This window comes from Rhodoblastus sp., assembly GCF_041915505.1.
Lineage (GTDB): Bacteria > Pseudomonadota > Alphaproteobacteria > Rhizobiales > Beijerinckiaceae > Rhodoblastus.
Genome location: NZ_JAYSBG010000041.1, coordinates 1 through 16,791 on the forward strand (window position 1 = coordinate 1; position 16,791 = coordinate 16,791).

Sequence of the window (16,791 nt, forward strand, 5' to 3'; positions counted from 1 at the left end):
CGCCGTGACCCGCGAGATCTACAGCGACGCCGAGGCCGAGGCCATCGCCAATGACCCGGACAAGGCGGCGGATCTGCTGGTCCGCGACGAGGACGTGCTCGACACCTGGTTCTCGTCCGGCCTGTGGCCGATGTCCACGCTCGGCTGGCCGGAGGAGGACAACGACCTCGCGGCGCGCTATCCGACCGATGTGCTCGTCACCGGCTTCGACATCATCTTTTTCTGGGTCGCCCGCATGATGATGTTCGGGCTGCAGTTCCAGAACAAGGTTCCCTTCCGCCACGTCTATCTCCACGCGCTGGTGCGCGACGACAAGGGCGCGAAAATGTCGAAGTCCAAGGGGAACGTGATCGACCCGCTGCAACTGATCGACAGTTACGGCGCCGACGCTCTGCGTTTCACTTTGGCAGCCATGGCGGCGCAGGGACGCGACATCAAGCTGGCGACCAGCCGCGTCGAGGGCTATCGCAATTTCGCGACCAAGCTGTGGAACGCCGCGCGCTTCGCCGAAATGAACGAGTGCCGCGGCCGGATCGGCTTCGACCCGACCAAGGCCGGCGAAATCCTGAACCGCTGGATCATCGGCGAGGCCGCGCGCGCGGCGGCCGAGGTCGAGACGGCCCTCACGCAATATAAGTTCAACGAGGCGGCGCAGGCGGCCTATCGCTTCGTCTGGAACATTTTCTGCGACTGGCATCTGGAGCTGGCCAAGCCGCTGCTGCAGGGCCCCGACGGTCCGGCCAAGACCGAGACGCGCGATACGATCGCCTTCGTGCTCGACCAGACCTGCAAGATGCTGCATCCGTTCATGCCCTTCCTCACGGAAGAAATCTGGACCATTCGCGGCCAGGATTTTCCGCGCGAATCGATGCTGGTCCTGGCGCTGTGGCCCGACCTCAAGGGGCTTGAGGACGAGGAAGCCGAGGCGGAAGTCGGCTGGGTGGTGGATGTCGTCTCGCAGGTGCGCTCGGTGCGCGCGGAAATGAACGTGCCGGCGGGGGCGCAGATTCCGCTGGCGCTGGTCGGCGCCTCCGGGGCCGATTCCGGCCGCGCCGCCCGTTGGGCCGAAACCATCAAGCGCCTCGCGCGACTTTCGGCCATCGATGCGACGCCGAAGGCGCCGCCGCAATCCGTGCAGGTCGTCGCGCGCGGCACGGCTTTGGCGCTGCCGCTCGAAGGCGTGATCGATTTCGCCGCCGAGCGGGCGCGGCTGGAAAAGGGCGTCGCCGCCGAGCAAAAGGAGATCGGCAAGATCGACGCCAAGCTCGGCAACGCCGATTTCCTGCGCCGCGCGCCGGAAGAAGTGGTCGAGGAGCAGCAGGAGCGCCGCGACGCCGCTGTCGCGCGGCTGGAGAAAATGGCCGCCGCCTTGAAAATGCTCGGTTAACCGAAAACAGCGTCGCCGATCAGCTTCACATTGAGCAAGGCGAGGCCGAGCGCCAGCGCAGCAGCGGCCGCGCTGGTCGCGCGCGCGGCGACGAAAGGCCCCATCACTTTTCTGGAAGCTGTGAACCAGACCAGCGGCGCCAAGGCGAAGGGCAAGGCGAAGCTGAGCGCGACCTGCGACAGCACCAGCAGTCGGCCCACGGCGGCCTCGCCCGCCAGCGCCGCGACCGCGATGGCTGGGATGATGGTGATCGCCCGCGTGATCAGCCGCCGCGCCGCCGGGCGCAGCCGCAGCCGCAGGAAGCCGTCCATGATCAACTGGCCGGCGAGGGTGGCCGTTAGCGAACTGTTCAGCCCGCAGGCGATCAGCGCCACGCCGAACAGTTTCGCCGCGATCGGCGCGCCGAGAATCGGCGCGATCAGCCGATAGGCCTCGGAGAGATCCGCGACCTCCGGGTGGCCGTGGGCGTAAAAGGTTGCGGCGGCGAGAATCAGGATCGCGCCATTGATGGTCATGGCGAACAGCAAGGCGATGGCCGAATCGGCCATGGCGAAGCGGATCGCCTCGCGGCGCGGCGCGACGCCCGGCGCCGTCCAGCGCGTCTGCGCTATGCCGGAATGCAGAAAGAGATTGTGCGGCATGATGGTCGCGCCCACGATTCCGAGCGCGAGATAGAGCATGGTGGGATTGCTGAGCAGCTCCTTCGGCGGCAGCAGGCCGCGCGCGGCGGCGTCCCAGTCGGGCTGCGCCAAAGCGAGCTGGACGGCGAAACAGACGGCGATCAGCGCCAGCATCGCGATCACGAAGGCCTCCAGCTTGCGGAAGCCGAGCCGCTCGAAGGCGAGCACCAGCCCGACGTCGAGCGCGGTGATGATCGCGCCCACCCACAGCGGCAGGCCGAACAGGAGCTGAATGCCGATCGCCGTGCCGATCACCTCGGCGAGATCGGTGGCGAGAATCGCCATTTCTTGGGTGATCCACAGCCCGATATTGACCGGACGCGGCAGATGGGCCCGGCAGGCCTGGGCGAGATCGAGGCCGGCGCCGAAGGCGAGCCGCGCCGACAGCCCCTGGAACAGAATCGCGACCAGGCTGGAAAGAACCGCCACGAACAACAGGCTCATGCCGAATTGCGCGCCGGCGGAAAGGGCGGTGGCCCAATTGCCCGGATCCATATAGCCGGTGGCGACCAGATAGCCCGGCCCGACGAAAACCATGAAACGCCGCAGCCAGCCGCGCCCCTGCGCGCCGCGCACGGAGCCGCGGGCAAGGGAAAATCCGTCGCGTTCAACGGGTTGCAGGGGCGTCGGGTTCAGCATTGACGCAAAGAGTCCTTCCGGGCGAAGAGCGGCGGTCGCGCTCGCGCTCGTCCGCTCCTAAGATTGATCCGCTGGCGCGCGAGATCAACTGGGAGCGCGCCGCCGGGCCGGATTTTCTCGCGTCGCGGCCATGGACGAAAGACGTATTGGCGAGCGTTGCGATCAATCAATTCTTTGCGAGCCGTCAGCTTGGCTCTTTCGCAACCTTTTTGCGTCATAAAGCCATTGAGCGCATCGAATCAACGTCTTGTGGGACGTTGCGGAAGTGTTGCCGCGATGCGTTCTTGTGGCTCGGGCGCCACAACCGGAATTCAACTTCAGAAAGCCCAAAGTTTGAAAAGACGCCGCCGCGATTCAGCCATAAACGAGACGCTAGTTCGTTGTCTGTAAGGGCGGCCACAGGATTGGTCCGTCAGGGGAAATTTACGTGATGGCGGCGTTCGGGCGGATCTTTCTGGCGTGCTACCTCACCGCTTGCGGCGGGGCGCCCGTCTTTGCTTTCGATGGTCCCGACAAGAACGCGCCCTCCAATCAGACGCTGGATATTTTCAAGGATCCGCAGCAGGCCTTGCGGGCCGCGTTGGAGAGCTATCGCGCCGGCAATCCGGCCTCGTCCGTCGAGGCCCTGAAATATGCCGCCGCCGGCGGCGAGGCCCTCGCGCAATGGAAGCTCGGCAAGATGTACGCCGACGGCGACGGCGTGCAGCGCGACGATTACAAGGCCTATCAATATTTCCTGCAGATCGTCGATTCCTATGACGAGGACAACGCCAACTGGCGCGAGAAATCGGTCGTCGCCAGCGCCTATGTCGCGGTGGGCGTGTTCGAGCTGAAAGGCATCTCCGGTTCGCGGCTGAAGGCGGATCCGGAACAGGCCATGCGCATGTTCCTCTATGCCGCGACCAATTTCAGCGATTCCAACGCGCAATATAATCTGGCGCGGCTCTATATGGACGGCGCCGCCGGGCTCGCCAAGGATAACCGGCAGGCCGCGCGATGGCTCAATCTGGCCGCGGAAAAGGGCCATGTCGAATCGCAGGCCCTGCTCGGCCATCTGCTTTTCGCCGGCGACGGCCTGCCGCGCCAGCGCGCGCGCGGCCTGATGTGGCTGACCCTGGCGCGCGAAGGCGCCAGCAGCGGCAAGGGCCAGGAATGGGTGCAGACGCTCTACGATCAGGACCTCAAGACGGCCAATGACAATGATCGTCAGATCGCGCTGGTCTATCTCGAAGAACACCTCAAGAAGCACGACTGACCGCTTCACGCTTGTTCGGCGCGCAAAAGAAAACGGCCCGGAAAATCCGGGCCGTGCGCATTTTTGGAACTCGCCGTCGAAACGATCAGAACTTCGGCACCCAATACAGATCCTTGGTGAGGAAGCTGTAGCGGAGTTCGATGCCGGCGGCATATTGATTGGTCGAGCCCGCGCGCGTCGCGACGGGGCTGTCGGCCACGCTGCCGGTCAGCGACTGGTAGGTGCCGTAGGCGCTGACGCGCCAGGTTTCGGACAGTTCATAACGCGCGGCGACGGTGAAGCCGGCGTCGACCAGACCGCCGGTCGCCTTATAGGGCGTCAGGGAGCCGCCGACGAACTGGTTCAAGGCCGCCTGCCAGGGCTGGACCGAGAAGAAGGCGGACGCATATTGGTCGTTGCCGAAATCGAGGCGCGGGCCGATCGAAAGCGTCAGCCGGCCGAATTTCTGCCAGACGTCGGCGCCGAGGCTCGCGGCCCAGCCGTCATAGCCCGAGACGGCCTTGCGGACTTCACCGCGGATGCGGCCCCAGGAAACCGGCGTGAATTCGACGAAGCCGCCGAGTTCGATCGAGGCGCTGACGTCGTTAAGGCCGAACAGCTCGGGATAGTTCCTGACGCTGCGATCGCTGATCCAGCGGCCGGCGGGGCCGATGGCGAACAGGCTGTTCTTCAGGATGGCGAGGCTCACGCTGTCGTCGGGAGCGCTGAAACGCTCCGGCTCGCCGACACGGCGAATCGCGATGCCGGGCAGGCCGAAGAAGGAATAGTTCTTGGCGCCGGGGAAGCTCGGCGCGATGCCGCCCATCGCCGACACATCGACGATCCAGTCGGCGGTCGTGCCCGGGGGCGGCGTGATGAGCGACGGCAGATTATATTCGTCGGCATGGGCCGCGAAACTCGGGAACAGGGCGGCTGCAACCGCCAGCGCGCGCAACGATATGTTCAAGACACGATCCCCCAAATATTGCCTTCAGTTCTACCAGCGGCCAACAATGGGGAACAGGCGTTTTTCGCCGGCAAATCAAGATTGTCGCCGGCGTCGTTTTCTTGCAACAGTCGGCGTTGCGGGTTTCATCAAGGATTAAGCTTATGCCGCGCGGCCTCAAGACGATGACGAAGGCGCCTGTTATGCTGGCGCGCGGGCTCGTGCAGGCCTATCGACTGAGCCTGTCGGGCCTGGTCGGGCGCAATTGCCGTTATCTGCCGACCTGTTCCGCTTATATGGACGAGGCCCTCGCGCGCCACGGATTGTGGGCGGGCGGCTGGATCGGCCTCGCGCGCCTCTGCCGCTGCCATCCCTGGGGCGATTCCGGTTTCGATCCCGTTCCGCAGCAATTGCCGCAGAGCGCGGATGCGCTTCATCCCTGGCGTTATGGATCGTGGCGCCGGCGGCCGGTCTGCGAGCCGGTCGATTCGGAATCCGACGCCAAGGCCTGAGCAGCGAGCCCAGGCCACGCTGCGATCAGCTCGTCGCGGGCGCGCAGCCCGCCGGAAACCGCCTCCGCGCCATCGTCCTGGTTGAGCCGGGCGAATACCAGAATGCGGCCGTCCCTGACCCCCCAGCCGACATACCAGCCGAAGCCATGTTCCAGATCCTGTACGCCATCGGCGCCGCGCGGATACGCGAAGCCGGTCTTGCCGTGCAGCTCCCAGCCGTCGCCCGCCATGCGCGTCTCGATGATTTTCATCGTTGCTTCCATTGCGGCGCGGGAGGCGGGAAGTCGCCGGTCAACCAGCTTGCCGAGAAAGACCGTCTCTTCGAGCGGCGATATCTTGAGCGACGAACCGATCCATGCGCGGTCGAGTCCGTTGCCTTGGCCCCGGTCGCCCGACATGTCGGCATTGCCGTAGTCGAATTTGCGCAGGGCGTCCTCGATCCGTTGCCGGCCGAGCGCATGGGCGAGGATCTGCGAATACCAGACGACCGAATATTTCATCCAACGCGTCGGATCGGTCGGTTGTTTCCAGTTTTCGCCGCCCCAATCGACATAGCCCTCGCGATAGGGAAATTCGGGCGAATGCGAATCGTGCAGCAGGCCGGCGTCGAAGCCGATGATCGATAGAGCGATCTTGAACGTCGAAGCCGGCGTCACGCGCGTCCGGCAATCGCCCTGTTCGAGAAGCGGGCGGCCGTCGGTTGCGTCGGCAATCAAGGTGCAGAGCGTTCGGGCTTCCGCCATGGCGGGCGATGCGAGCGCCAGCGACGCTGCAAGCAGGAGACGCCGGCTAAAACGTAGATCACTCATGCGCCATGACTTCGAGCGCGAGGGCGTAGAGCCTCAGGCGCTGGAGGTCGGGCAGGGCCTTGATCGAATCGAGATAGATCATTCCGTTGCGGCATTGCTGGGCGTCGGTCAGCGGCGGATTGGGCGTGGTTCCGTCGAGCAACTGGGCCACCCCCGCCCGGTCCATGCCCTTCGCCAGCAGGTTTTTTTCAAGCTCGGTGAAATCTTCCGTCGTCGGCGCCTCGCGGTCGATCTTCTTGCGCGCGCCATCGTCGATCGCGTCGAGGCCGGCCTGCGCCTCGGCCGCCATCAGCGCGCGATGGGCTCCGGCGAAGGCGACGAAACGCTCGGCCGGGGCGCCGTTGAGGAAATCGACGCAGAGCGCCGGATCGGTCTCCGCCAATTGCGCCAGCACCTGGCGATGGGCGTCGAACAGCTTGTCGAGCGCCTCAGCGCCGGCGCGCGCGCCCATCAGGCCGCGATTCTGCCGCAGCGCCTGCACCGCCTGGGTCAGGAACAGGTCGGCCGCGTTGTCATGGGTTTCGATTCCCTGCGCGAGGCCGCGCCGGGCCGCCGCGTCGTAATCGGCGGGATAGAGATTCTGAAGCTGGGTGAAGAAAGCGGCATATTCCGGCGCCTGGCGCAATTTATCCTGCAGTTCGGCGAGCTTTTGCGGATCGACTGGCGCCTCGGCCGGGGCTTTCGCGGCGTCCTCGGCCGGTTCGGGCGCGATCGGCGTTGTCGCCACGGTCTTTGGCGTCAGCGGCGGCGCGGCCGGCGGATTTCGCTGTTCGCCCGTCGCCAGGAACCAACTGCCGAAGGCGGCGGCCAGCGCCGCGGTCATGGCCAGCAGCGCAATTCTTACATGTCTCTTCCAGCTACCCACGTCGCACCGAACCACCTTTTGCAGGGCGCGCACTTTCGCCCGCCTTGCGCCCGCGCGTCAACTTTTCGTGTGTTCAGTGCGACAGCGGCGCGCCGGGTGCGTGATGCAGCGAAAAAGCGTCGCGGTGATGCCGCCACAGCCAAGTGCAGAGCAAGGCGACCGGCGCGCCGATCAGCGAGGTGAGCTGGAAAAAGGCGACGAAGCCGGTCTTTTCCACGATCAGGCCGGAAAAGCCGGCCAGCACGAAGCCCGGCATGGCGCAGAGCGAAGTCATCAGCGAATATTGGCTGCCCGCGAATTCGGCCTTGGCCAGCGAAGACATGAAGGTGATCAGCACAATCGTGGCGAACGAGGCGGCGAAGCCATCGACGCCCACCGCCAGCGCGAAGGCCCAGAATTCGCCGCCATGCCCCGCCAGCCACGCAAGGCTGAGATGCGACGCCGAGGCTGCCGCCGTGCCGAGCAGCATGGAGGTCATCAGGCCGATGCGCGGCACGAGCCAGGAACAGGCGAACACCCCGGCCATGGCGATTCCGAAGCCGAACAGCTTGGTGACTGTCGCAATATCCGAATCGGAATAATGCAGGCTCTTGAACAGCGGGATGGCCATGGCGTTGGAAAGATAGCCCGGCATGCGGAAGCCGGCGATCAGCAGAAAAACCGGCAAGGCCAGCGGGCCGAGGCGCGAAAACAGCTCCTTGATCGGCGCCCAGATCGCCGCCGCGAGCCCCGGCCGCTCGGGATGCCGCGCCTCGATCACATCGATCTCGGGCTCGGGCGCGACAAGGGCCGATATCATGCCGGGCGCCATCAGCGCCGCCATGCACAGATAGGCGGCGCGCCAGCCCCGGCGGCGAGATTGCCGACGCGATAGCCCATTTCGGAGAAGGAGCCCATCAAGGGCTGCTTTTCCAGCGGCGCGGCATTGATGCGCCAGCCGTCGATGACGATATCCTGCGTCGCGCCGGCCACGCCGAGCGCCGCCGAAAAGAAGATCGTCCACGCCAGCCGCGCGCCGGGATCGCCAAAGGCGACGCCGGCCAAAGTGATCGCCACCGCGATCTGCGAGGCGACGATCCAGCCGCGCCGGCGGCCGAGCCAGCGCGAAAGAACGGGCGCGTCATATTGATCAAGCAAGGGCGCCCACAAGAATTTCAGCTTATAGGCGAAAGTCAGCCAGCTCATCAGGCCGATCAGCTCCAGCGGCACTTTGGCCTCGGACAGCCATGCCGATTGGGTGATGTACACCAGCAGGAAAGGCATGCCGGAGCTGAAGCCGAGCCCGACCATGGCGGCGTAGCGCCGGTCTTCGCGCAAATGGTCGAGATAGGATTTCCGGCTCGTCTCCGTCATGAGGAAATCATGCGCAAGACGGGCGACATTTCCAACGCTTCCGCGCCTTGCGTCGCCAATTTGCGCGCCGTGCGGCCTCGCCGCAACAGTTGCGCCGCCGATTGCGCCCGCGGCCCGTTTCGCATAACTAAAGCGTCCCGAAACCGCTTACGCCGGCCCGTCTCGGCGAGTGAGCAGGAGAGAGAGTCATGATTTCCGTCACCTTCCCCGACGGCGCCCAGCGTTCCTATGAAGCCGGCGCCTCTGGTCTCGACATCGCCAAGAGCATTTCGTCCTCGCTAGCCAAGCGCACCGTCGCCATGATGCTCAACGGCCAGATGGTCGATATCGCCAAGCCGATCGAGGCCGATTCCAGGGTCGAGTTCCTCAACCGCGACGACCCGCGCGCGCTGGAGCTGATCCGCCACGACGCCGCCCATGTGCTGGCCGACGCGGTTCAGGCGCTCTATCCCGGCACGCAGGTCACCATCGGCCCGGTGATCGAGAACGGCTTCTATTACGACTTTTTCCGCGCGGAGCCTTTTACCCCTGAGGATTTCGCCGCCATTGAGAAGAAGATGCGCGAGATCGTCGCCGCCGACAAACCGATCGTGCGCGAGGAATGGAGCCGCGACGAGGCCGCGTCCTATTTCGAAACCCACGGCGAGGCCTTCAAGGTCGAGCTGGTCGAGGCGATCCCTGCCGACCAGAAAATCTCGGTCTATAGACAGGGCGACTGGCTCGACCTGTGCCGCGGCCCGCACATGCCCTCCACAGGCAAAATCGGCAACGCTTTCAAACTGATGAAAGTGGCCGGCGCCTATTGGCGCGGCGATTCCAACAAGCCGATGCTCCAGCGCATCTACGCCACCGCTTTCGCCAAGCAGGAAGAGCTGGACGCCTATCTCAAGCAGCTTGAGGAAGCCGAGCGCCGCGACCATCGCCGGCTTGGCCGCGAAATGGACCTGTTCCATTTCCAGGAGGAGGGGCCGGGCACGATCTTCTGGCACCCCAAGGGCTGGACCCTGTTCCAGACCCTGATTTCCTTCATGCGCCGCCGCCAGCAGGAAGCCGGCTATATCGAGGTCAATACGCCGCAGGTGCTCGACCGCGCCCTGTGGGAGACCTCGGGCCATTGGCAGACCTATCGCGAGAACATGTTCCTCACCAAGACCGAGGACGACCGTATTTTCGCGCTCAAGCCGATGAACTGCCCGGGCCATGTCCAGATCTTCAAGAACGGGCTGAAGTCCTATCGCGACCTGCCGATGAAGATCGCGGAATTCGGCATCGTGCATCGCTACGAGCCGTCGGGCGCGATCCACGGCATGATGCGCGTGCGCGCCTTCACGCAGGACGACGCGCATATCTTCTGCACCGAAGACCAGATCATGGCGGAAGCCATGAAGATCAACGACATGGTGATGTCGATCTATAAGGATTTTGGGTTCGAGGACATTGTGGTGAAGCTGTCCTTGCGCCCCGAAAAGCGCGTCGGCAATGACGAGAGCTGGGACAAGGCGGAGGCCGCCCTGCAGAAGGTGCTCGACCTGCTCGCGGCGCAGGGCGTCAAGACCGGGATCAATCCGGGCGAGGGCGCTTTCTATGGGCCGAAGCTCGAATATACCCTGCGCGACGCCATCGGCCGCGAATGGCAATGCGGCACGACCCAGGTGGATTTCAACCTGCCGGGCCGGTTCGGCGCGTTCTATATCGGGCCGGATTCCGAGAAACAGACCCCGGTCATGATCCATCGCGCCATTTTCGGCTCGCTGGAGCGTTTCACCGGAATCCTGATCGAGCATTTCGCCGGCCATCTGCCCTTGTGGCTGTCGCCGGTGCAGGCCGCGATCTGCACGATCACCTCGGACGCCGACGATTACGCGCTGGAAATCGCCGCGCTCGCCCGCAAGGCGGGGCTGCGGGTCGAGACCGATCTTCGCAACGAGAAGATCAATTACAAGGTGCGCGAATTGTCGCTGGCCAAGATCCCGGTGCTGATTGTGGTCGGGCGCAAGGAGGCGGCGGACCGCACAGTGTCGATCCGCCGGCTCGGCTCGCAGGCGCAGACTTTCGCGACGCTCGACGAGGCTCTGGCCTCGTTAGCGCTGGAGGCGACGCCGCCCGATTTGCGAGGGTGATCGTCCCCTCTCCCCGTTTACGGGGAGAGGGTTAGGGTGAGGGGCCAGGGGACCGGCCTCTGCGCTAATCGTGTCCGCGAAACAGCTTTCCTGATGACGTCCGGGCTAATCGCCGGCCCCTCTCCCCGCGAACGGGGAGAGGGAGCGTTGATCGCCGCCTCACTCCACGGCCAGCCGCTCGGCCAGTTCCGTCACATCGTCCCAATTCAAGAACAGGCTCCCGTCCGCGATTTCGACATCAAGGCCGTCTTGCGTGACCTTGGCCGAAAATTCGTCATCGGCGCCGATGGGGCTCAGATAGACGAGATCGTTGCGCCGCCAGTCATGAGCGAGCGCGGTGAAGGCGCGCGACAAGGTGCGGCCTTCTTCCAAAGTCAGGTCGAAAGTAATCTGCTCGTTCAACATCATCCGCAGCATGTCGCCGAGCATCCGATGCGACACGCGTTTGACGAGGGGATAATTCATGAATGTCACTCGGTGAGAGGCGCCGTGGATTCCTTCCCGCTCGGTTGATCAATTTCCCGCCTGAACGATGCGGACCTCTTCGGGCTTGGCGATGAATTCCAGACGGTCGGCCTGATCGAAAATTTCGATCGGGGTCTCGAACACAAAGCGGTTCGGATACCAGAAACTGGCGTAAGGAAGGAACAGGCTGCTCGACGACAGGCTGGCCAGCGGCTGATCGCCGGCAAAGACCGTCGCATCAAAGCCGGCTCCATCGGTCGGCGCCGCCGTATTGTCGCCGAACGCCTCGAACTGGACGAAGAATTTGGCCGAAGCGATACCGCCTTCGACCGTCTTGATCGCGACCACGCGAAGATCCTGGAAGCGGCGCCCGATCTGTCCGTCCGCCAGCAATTGCTGGAATTCGTGCACGCGTCCTTTCTTGACCATGGTCTCGTCGGCCAGAGGCGCGCCCAGATCGGCCAGTCCGGTCGGCTTCGCTGGCGCCAGGGTGACGACGGCGCGGGTTTCTTGCAATGCGGGCACAATGAGCTCCTTGATGGTTCGACGTCGGAAACCCGACCAGGACGCCGGGCGTGAACCGCATGACGCATTTTGCGCGCCAGATCGGCGCGGCGCGGATCGAGCCGAAATCTCGCGCTTTCCGTCGCGGGCCGCAGCTTGCCTAAAGGGCGGCAATCGGCGACGGTCGGCCGCAATCTCATCTTGGTTCGCCGTTCGAAAGCCCGCCCTTGCCGCGCCCGAAAATCTATCTCGCCGGTCCCGAAGTCTTCCTGCCCGACGCCCGCGAGATCGGCCTGCGCAAGAAGGCCCTGTGCGAGGATTTCGGCTTCGTCGGGCTCTATCCGCTCGACAATGATTTTTCAGCTGCGCCGGGCGAAAGGTTGGATGAAAAAATCTTCGCCGCGAATATGGCTTTGATGCGCGGGGCCGACGCCGGGATTTTCAACCTGACGCCCTTTCGCGGAATCAACGCCGATCCCGGCACGGCCTTCGAGCTGGGTTTTTTCGCCGGGCTGGACAAACCGGTCTTCGCCTATAGCCATCATGCCGCGCCTCTGTTCGACCGCGTCGCGGCGGAATTTGGCGCCCAGCCGTCGTCGGACGGCGGGCATCGCGATAGCGCCGGGCTGATGATCGAGAATTTCGGCAATGCCGATAATCTTATGCTCGATAGCGCACTTCGCGCCCAGAGCCGCGCGGTCGTGCGGCCGGACGCGACCCTCACCGATCCCGGCGCGCTGGAGATGTTCGCCGCCTGTCTGCGGCAGGCGCGGCTGCATTTCGGGTTTTGACGCGCCCCGCCGTCATCCTCTGAGTTGACGGCGCGATCCGCTCACGCGCAAGCGACAGCTTGCGTCTTCGCCCTTTTCGACGCGCGCGGAAAGCTTATGCTCCGCCGCGCTTCAGGAGTTCATCAATGCAAAAACGTCCGCTCGGCCGCACCGGCGTAACCGTCTCCGAAATCTGTCTTGGCACCATGACCTATGGCCAGCAGACCGATCAATCGGACGCCTTCGCGCAGATGGATTACGCGCTCGCTCATGGCGTGAATTTCTTCGACACCGCCGAGCTTTATTCGATCCCGCCCCGCGCCGAAACCTATGGGGCGACCGAACGCATCATCGGTCAATGGCTTTCCGCGCGAAAGAGCCGCGACAAGATCGTTCTGGCGACCAAGGTGGTCGGCCGCAGCTCGTCCCATTGGTTCCGCAATGGCGAAACGGCGCGGCTCGACCGCAAAAACATTTTCTACGCCGTTGAAAATTCGCTGAAGCGCCTGCAGACGGATTACATCGACCTTTACCAGCTTCATTGGCCCGACCGGCCGATGGCTCTGTTCGACGGCCTCTCCAACGCCTATCGCGATCACGGCGGCCCGGACGGCGTGACTTTCGAGGAAACGCTTTCCGCGCTGGGCGATCTGGTGAAGCAGGGCAAGATCCGCCATTTCGGCGTCTCCAACGAGACGCCCTGGGGCGTCAGCCAATTCTTGCGCGCGTCGGAGGCCGGCGTTGGGCCGCGTCTGGCGTCGATCCAGAACGCTTTTCACCTGCTCAACCGCCAGTTCGAGCTCGGCCTCGCCGAATTCGCCTTCCGCGAACAGACCGGCCTGCTGGCCTATTCGCCGCTCGGCCAGGGGTTTCTCACCGGCAAATATCTGCATGGCGCGCGGCCGGAGGGGGCGCGCTTTACCTTGTTCGCCCGCGGCCAGCGTTACGAGAAGCCGGGCGTGGACGAGGCCATCGAGGATTATCTGGCGCTTGCGAAGGAAGCCGGATTGCATCCGGTCCATCTCGCTCTGGCCTTCGTGACCTCGCGGCCCTTCGTCACCGCCAATATCATTGGCGCCACCAATCTCGACCAGCTCAAGCTGATCCTCGACGCGCCGCACAAGCTCGACCCGGAAATCCTGCGCCGCATCGACGCGATCCATCAGCTTCGCGGCAATCCGGCGCCGTAAGCGGGTTCGCCGCTTCACTGGGCCCTCCGGGATCGGCGGTCGATCGAGACGCCTCCACCGCTGCTGTAACGCCCGTGTTCAGGCGGGTCAGCGCTCGGCTCCGCCGCCCGGCGTCGCGAGCGAGCGGACATAGGCTGTGATGTCGCCGATTTCCTGCCGCGACAGGCTCAAATTCGGCATTTTCGGATGCGGGTCGGTCAGAAAGGAGGTCAGATCGCCATCCGTCTTGCGCTTGGCTATATCGAAAAAGCTCGGCACGTCGGCGCTGGCCTGTTTCTGGTCCGCCGCCACAATATGGCAGGGCGCGCACCAGCGCCGGGCGATGGTTTCGCCCTGAGCCGGGTCCGCCGGCGCCGCGGCGGCGGGATTCGCCAAGCCGAGCGCGCAAAACGGCGCCAACGAGAGGGTGAGAAGGCGGATGGTCGCGAAAAGGCGCATGAGTCGGGCTCCGGACGGCAAGTGTGAACTATCCGTCGCGCCGCGCGCAAGCGCCTTGTTTCAGGTCATTGCGCCGGCTGGCTCACCAGCACTTCGACATCGCGGTCCTGGCCGGAGGCGACCTTGAAGGTGGCCTGATAGGTCTTGTTCTCGTGGCGGGCGATGGCGACATATTCGCCCTCGGCGAGCACCAGCGAGGGAAAGGCGCCGATCAATTCGCGAATGACGTCGCCGCCGGGCGTGAGGATCGAGAAGCTGGTGTTGGCCAGCGCCTCGCCGCCCGGATTATTGACCAGTTTCAAGGTCATGGTCGCTGCGCGATGGCGCAGGGCGCCGGCGGTCATCTTGCCCGGCTGCACGCGCAGATCGGCGTAGACGGTCGAATTGGTGGGCGTGGCCGAGCCCGCCGAGAGATCCATCAGCTTGGAGACGATGTGATAATTGCCCTCGGGCAGACATTCCGGCTCTTCGGCCTTGAGATTGGGAATGATCAGCTTGGCTTCTGGATCGTCGCGGTCGGGCAGATAGACCATGATATTGAGCCGTGCGGGCGCGATCGGCGCGTCGCCGAGCGTCGCGCTGATTTTCAGCGCGCCGGCGTTCATCACCAGCCTTTCGCTTACCTGCGCGCCGCTCACCGAAATCTGCTTGGTCGCGCCGGCGAGGCCGCAGGCGACATGGACGATGTAATCGCCCTCGGAGAGATTGAAGGTCGGCGTCGCCTGGCTGGATTCGGCCTCCAGCGCATAGACGCCGTCGGCATTGGCGCGCGCGTCGAACACCCGCCAGTTGAGTCCGGTGCGGATGGCCTGGATGTCGCCCGGCGCGAAGACCGCATTGAGCGAGACCGGGACGCGCGGCGTCTGCGGCGGGGCCTTGTCGGCCTGCGGCGGGGCTTTGTCGGCCTGCGGCGCTTGCGGCCGGGGCGCGACGGGGGGCGCGCCGACCAGCGGCGGCGGCGAGGTCAGATCGGGCGGCAGGTCCGGCGTCTGCGCCAGCGCTCCGCCCGGCGGCGAGGCCAGGACCAGCGCAAGGGCGAGAACAGGGCTCGGCGCGGAAAATCCCGCGATCCGTCCGTTCGCCTTCGCCTGTCTTGTCCGCCGCAATCGCATGGTCCGCCCTTCTAAGGGATGTGGCATCGGTTTACAAAACGACCTTTTTAGGGCTTTGTGCCCGAAAATCCGGGATCAAGCCATGACGGAACCGCTCAAGAACGACACCCTCCGGCTGCTTTCGGGCCGCCGTTCCGCGCCGCCGATCCAGATGCGCGGGCCGGGGCCGGACGCGCAGGAATTGCGCTCCATTCTCACCTTGGCCTCGCGCGTGCCGGACCACGGCAAACTCACGCCCTGGCGCTTCATCCTGTTTGAGGGCGAGGGCCGCCAGCGCGCCGGCGACATTCTCGCCGAGATCTACGCCCGCCGCGAGCCCGCCGCCGACGCCCAGCGCCTGGAACTGGAGCGGGGCCGATTCGCCCGCGCGCCGCTGGTGGTCGGCGTTGTGTCGCGCGCCGCGCCGCATGTCAAAATCCCCGAGTGGGAGCAGCAATTGACGGCTGGCGCCGTGTGCATGGCGCTCACCGTGGCGGCGACCGCGCTCGGCTTCCGCACCGCCTGGCTCACCGAATGGTGCGCCTATGACCGCGAGGCGCTGACCCGGTTCGGACTGGCCGAACAGGAGAAGATCGCCGGATTCATCCATATCGGCCGGGTCGAGAACGCGCCCGAGGATCGCCCGCGACCGGACGTGGACGCGCTCGTCACGAGGTTCTGACCGACGCGAAAGCGGCGTTGATCGCCCGCGCCTGCCGCGGGGTCAGCGCGAACTTGCCGGAAAAGCCGTCGCGCGCCGCGCGCGCGCAGCTTTGCGCGAAAGCCTCGCCCTCGCCTTGCTCCGCGCAATCGAAGGCGGGCGCCTGGGCCGCTTTCGCCGCGAACAGGCACAGGCTCCGCGCGACGCGCAAGGGTTCCGGCGCCTGGTCGACGACGACGCCGATCCGCTCCGCGAGCAAAGCCTCGTCGCGGCCGATTCCGATCAGGCGCCGGGTGGCGCGCGCGATCGAGCCGAGTTCGAACAAAGCGGCGGGGGAATCCGCGGCCAGGGCGAGAATGTGCGTGCAGCCGTCGGACAGGCCGTTTTCCGCCTCACGCACGGCGAGCTTGGCGCCGAGATGCTGGATGTCGCGCCCGCCGACGGCGTCGGGCAGGATGATTCCATCGGGCGGCCCGGCCATGACCGCGTCGAGATCGGCGTCGATGAGGCCCGAGGCCAGTGGATGGACCCGGATCAGGATGGGCTTTCCCGTCCTGCGGGCGGCCGCGATCCAGTCGAGCGCGCTGGCCCGGGCGGCCTCCGCCTCAAATTCCCCGATCCCGGCGAGATCGACGGCGAAAGCATCCGCTTCGCCCGCCAGCGTTTTCGGCATGGCGCTGTCGGGACGATCGGCGCGCGGCAAAGCCGGAACAACGAGAATGGAGCGCATGACGGCTTTTCCCGACGCGCGATGCGCGCGAATCAAAATGACGGTTAAGCAAAATTTTACCTTGTTTGGTCATCCTGTGTTAACCGGCCGCAGGAGGGCGGCCGCGCTTAGCCCGGCGGGACGCGCATGATCGTTCGCAAATTCATTCAATGGTCCGAGAATGCGCCGGCCAGCGCCCGCGCGGAAGCCGTGGGCGCGCTGGCGCGGGCTTATCTCTACGGCGACATGGACTCCGGCCAGCGCGCCGAGGCCGAGCAGATTCTCTACGCGATGCTCGACGACGCCTCGCCGCTGGTGCGGCGCTCGCTCGCCGAAAGCCTGGCCAGCGCGGTCGAGGCGCCGCCGGCCATCGTTGTCGGCCTCGCCCTCGACCAGTCCGATGTTTCCTCGGTGGTGC

General features: G+C 65.1%; 18 protein-coding genes and 1 pseudogene. 8 read left to right on the forward strand and 11 right to left on the reverse strand.

Translation table 11 applies throughout. The annotated features are described in order from the left end of the window. The coding region (locus tag ACE3S9_RS04775) for a class I tRNA ligase family protein (protein ID WP_374545293.1) at window positions 1-1,387 on the forward strand (1,387 nt) is incomplete at its 5' end. On the opposite strand, the gene ACE3S9_RS04780 is transcribed toward ACE3S9_RS04775, so the two are convergent. Next, a complete protein-coding gene (locus ACE3S9_RS04780; RefSeq protein WP_374545294.1) occupies window positions 1,384-2,706 on the reverse strand; it encodes an Nramp family divalent metal transporter in 1,323 nt (440 codons plus the stop codon). The genes ACE3S9_RS04775 and ACE3S9_RS04780 overlap by 4 nt on opposite strands. Window positions 2,707-3,136: 430 nt before the next feature. On the opposite strand from ACE3S9_RS04780, the gene ACE3S9_RS04785 reads away from it, so the two are divergent. Further along, window positions 3,137-3,961, forward strand: coding sequence for a tetratricopeptide repeat protein (locus ACE3S9_RS04785; RefSeq protein ID WP_374545310.1), 825 nt, complete (start codon window positions 3,137-3,139; stop codon window positions 3,959-3,961). Between the two features lie 85 nt (window positions 3,962-4,046). Here ACE3S9_RS04785 and ACE3S9_RS04790 read toward each other — a convergent pair whose 3' ends face one another. Continuing rightward, the gene (locus ACE3S9_RS04790) at window positions 4,047-4,907 is read right to left on the reverse strand and encodes a MipA/OmpV family protein (RefSeq protein WP_374545295.1); all 861 of its coding nucleotides are present in this window, start codon (window positions 4,905-4,907) and stop codon (window positions 4,047-4,049) included. A 164-nt stretch (window positions 4,908-5,071) separates the two neighbouring features. Here ACE3S9_RS04790 and yidD point away from each other — a divergent pair, with 164 nt between their 5' ends. Then, a complete protein-coding gene (gene yidD, locus ACE3S9_RS04795; protein ID WP_374545296.1) occupies window positions 5,072-5,398 on the forward strand; it encodes a membrane protein insertion efficiency factor YidD in 327 nt (108 codons plus the stop codon). Here yidD and blaOXA read toward each other — a convergent pair. The 4 genes from blaOXA to ACE3S9_RS04815 form a co-directional block, all read right to left on the reverse strand. Beyond that, complete coding sequence (gene blaOXA, locus ACE3S9_RS04800) at window positions 5,332-6,207, reverse strand: class D beta-lactamase (protein ID WP_374545297.1); 876 nt, start codon at window positions 6,205-6,207, stop codon at window positions 5,332-5,334. The genes yidD and blaOXA overlap by 67 nt on opposite strands. Then, window positions 6,200-7,030 (reverse strand): hypothetical protein, encoded by an 831-nt coding sequence (locus tag ACE3S9_RS04805; protein ID WP_374545298.1) that lies wholly within the window; start codon window positions 7,028-7,030, stop codon window positions 6,200-6,202. The genes blaOXA and ACE3S9_RS04805 overlap by 8 nt, the downstream gene beginning before the upstream one ends. A 115-nt stretch (window positions 7,031-7,145) precedes the next feature. Continuing rightward, the gene (locus ACE3S9_RS04810) at window positions 7,146-7,871 is read right to left on the reverse strand and encodes an MFS transporter (protein ID WP_374545299.1); all 726 of its coding nucleotides are present in this window, start codon (window positions 7,869-7,871) and stop codon (window positions 7,146-7,148) included. An 11-nt stretch (window positions 7,872-7,882) separates the two neighbouring features. Continuing rightward, window positions 7,883-8,425, reverse strand: coding sequence for a hypothetical protein (locus tag ACE3S9_RS04815; RefSeq protein ID WP_374545300.1), 543 nt, complete (start codon window positions 8,423-8,425; stop codon window positions 7,883-7,885). Window positions 8,426-8,613: 188 nt separating this feature from the next. Between ACE3S9_RS04815 and thrS the strand changes: the two genes are divergently transcribed. Continuing rightward, window positions 8,614-10,545, forward strand: a complete 1,932-nt coding sequence (gene thrS, locus ACE3S9_RS04820; RefSeq protein WP_374545301.1) for a threonine--tRNA ligase — start codon at window positions 8,614-8,616, stop codon at window positions 10,543-10,545. Between the two features lie 159 nt (window positions 10,546-10,704). Here the strand turns inward: thrS and ACE3S9_RS04825 are convergent, their stop codons facing one another. Continuing rightward, entirely contained in the window at window positions 10,705-11,010 is a 306-nt protein-coding gene (locus ACE3S9_RS04825) for a hypothetical protein (RefSeq protein ID WP_374545302.1), read from the reverse strand. 48 nt (window positions 11,011-11,058) lie between these two features. After that, window positions 11,059-11,535, reverse strand: coding sequence for a hypothetical protein (locus ACE3S9_RS04830; RefSeq protein WP_374545303.1), 477 nt, complete (start codon window positions 11,533-11,535; stop codon window positions 11,059-11,061). A 206-nt stretch (window positions 11,536-11,741) separates the two neighbouring features. On the opposite strand from ACE3S9_RS04830, the gene ACE3S9_RS04835 reads away from it, so the two are divergent. Together ACE3S9_RS04835 and ACE3S9_RS04840 are read left to right on the forward strand one after the other, a co-directional pair. Beyond that, window positions 11,742-12,305, forward strand: a complete 564-nt coding sequence (locus ACE3S9_RS04835; RefSeq protein ID WP_374545304.1) for a nucleoside 2-deoxyribosyltransferase — start codon at window positions 11,742-11,744, stop codon at window positions 12,303-12,305. 125 nt (window positions 12,306-12,430) lie between these two features. Then, a complete protein-coding gene (locus ACE3S9_RS04840) occupies window positions 12,431-13,474 on the forward strand; it encodes an aldo/keto reductase (RefSeq protein WP_374545305.1) in 1,044 nt (347 codons plus the stop codon). A gap of 87 nt (window positions 13,475-13,561) precedes the next feature. On the opposite strand, the gene ACE3S9_RS04845 is transcribed toward ACE3S9_RS04840, so the two are convergent. Together ACE3S9_RS04845 and ACE3S9_RS04850 are read right to left on the reverse strand one after the other, a co-directional pair. Continuing rightward, the gene (locus ACE3S9_RS04845; protein WP_374545306.1) at window positions 13,562-13,912 is read right to left on the reverse strand and encodes a cytochrome c; all 351 of its coding nucleotides are present in this window, start codon (window positions 13,910-13,912) and stop codon (window positions 13,562-13,564) included. Between the two features lie 65 nt (window positions 13,913-13,977). Further along, complete coding sequence (locus tag ACE3S9_RS04850; RefSeq protein WP_374545307.1) at window positions 13,978-15,018, reverse strand: hypothetical protein; 1,041 nt, start codon at window positions 15,016-15,018, stop codon at window positions 13,978-13,980. 88 nt (window positions 15,019-15,106) lie between these two features. On the opposite strand from ACE3S9_RS04850, the gene ACE3S9_RS04855 reads away from it, so the two are divergent. Next, on the forward strand, window positions 15,107-15,685 hold the full coding sequence (locus ACE3S9_RS04855; protein ID WP_374545308.1) for a nitroreductase: 579 nt from the start codon (window positions 15,107-15,109) through the stop codon (window positions 15,683-15,685). Here ACE3S9_RS04855 and ACE3S9_RS04860 read toward each other — a convergent pair. After that, window positions 15,672-16,394, reverse strand: coding sequence for an aldolase/citrate lyase family protein (locus ACE3S9_RS04860; RefSeq protein WP_374545309.1), 723 nt, complete (start codon window positions 16,392-16,394; stop codon window positions 15,672-15,674). The two genes, ACE3S9_RS04855 and ACE3S9_RS04860, sit on opposite strands and share 14 nt — an antisense overlap. 126 nt (window positions 16,395-16,520) lie before the next feature. Between ACE3S9_RS04860 and ACE3S9_RS04865 the strand changes: the two are divergent. Beyond that, window positions 16,521-16,791 (forward strand): annotated as a pseudogene (locus ACE3S9_RS04865) (hypothetical protein); the annotation flags it as partial.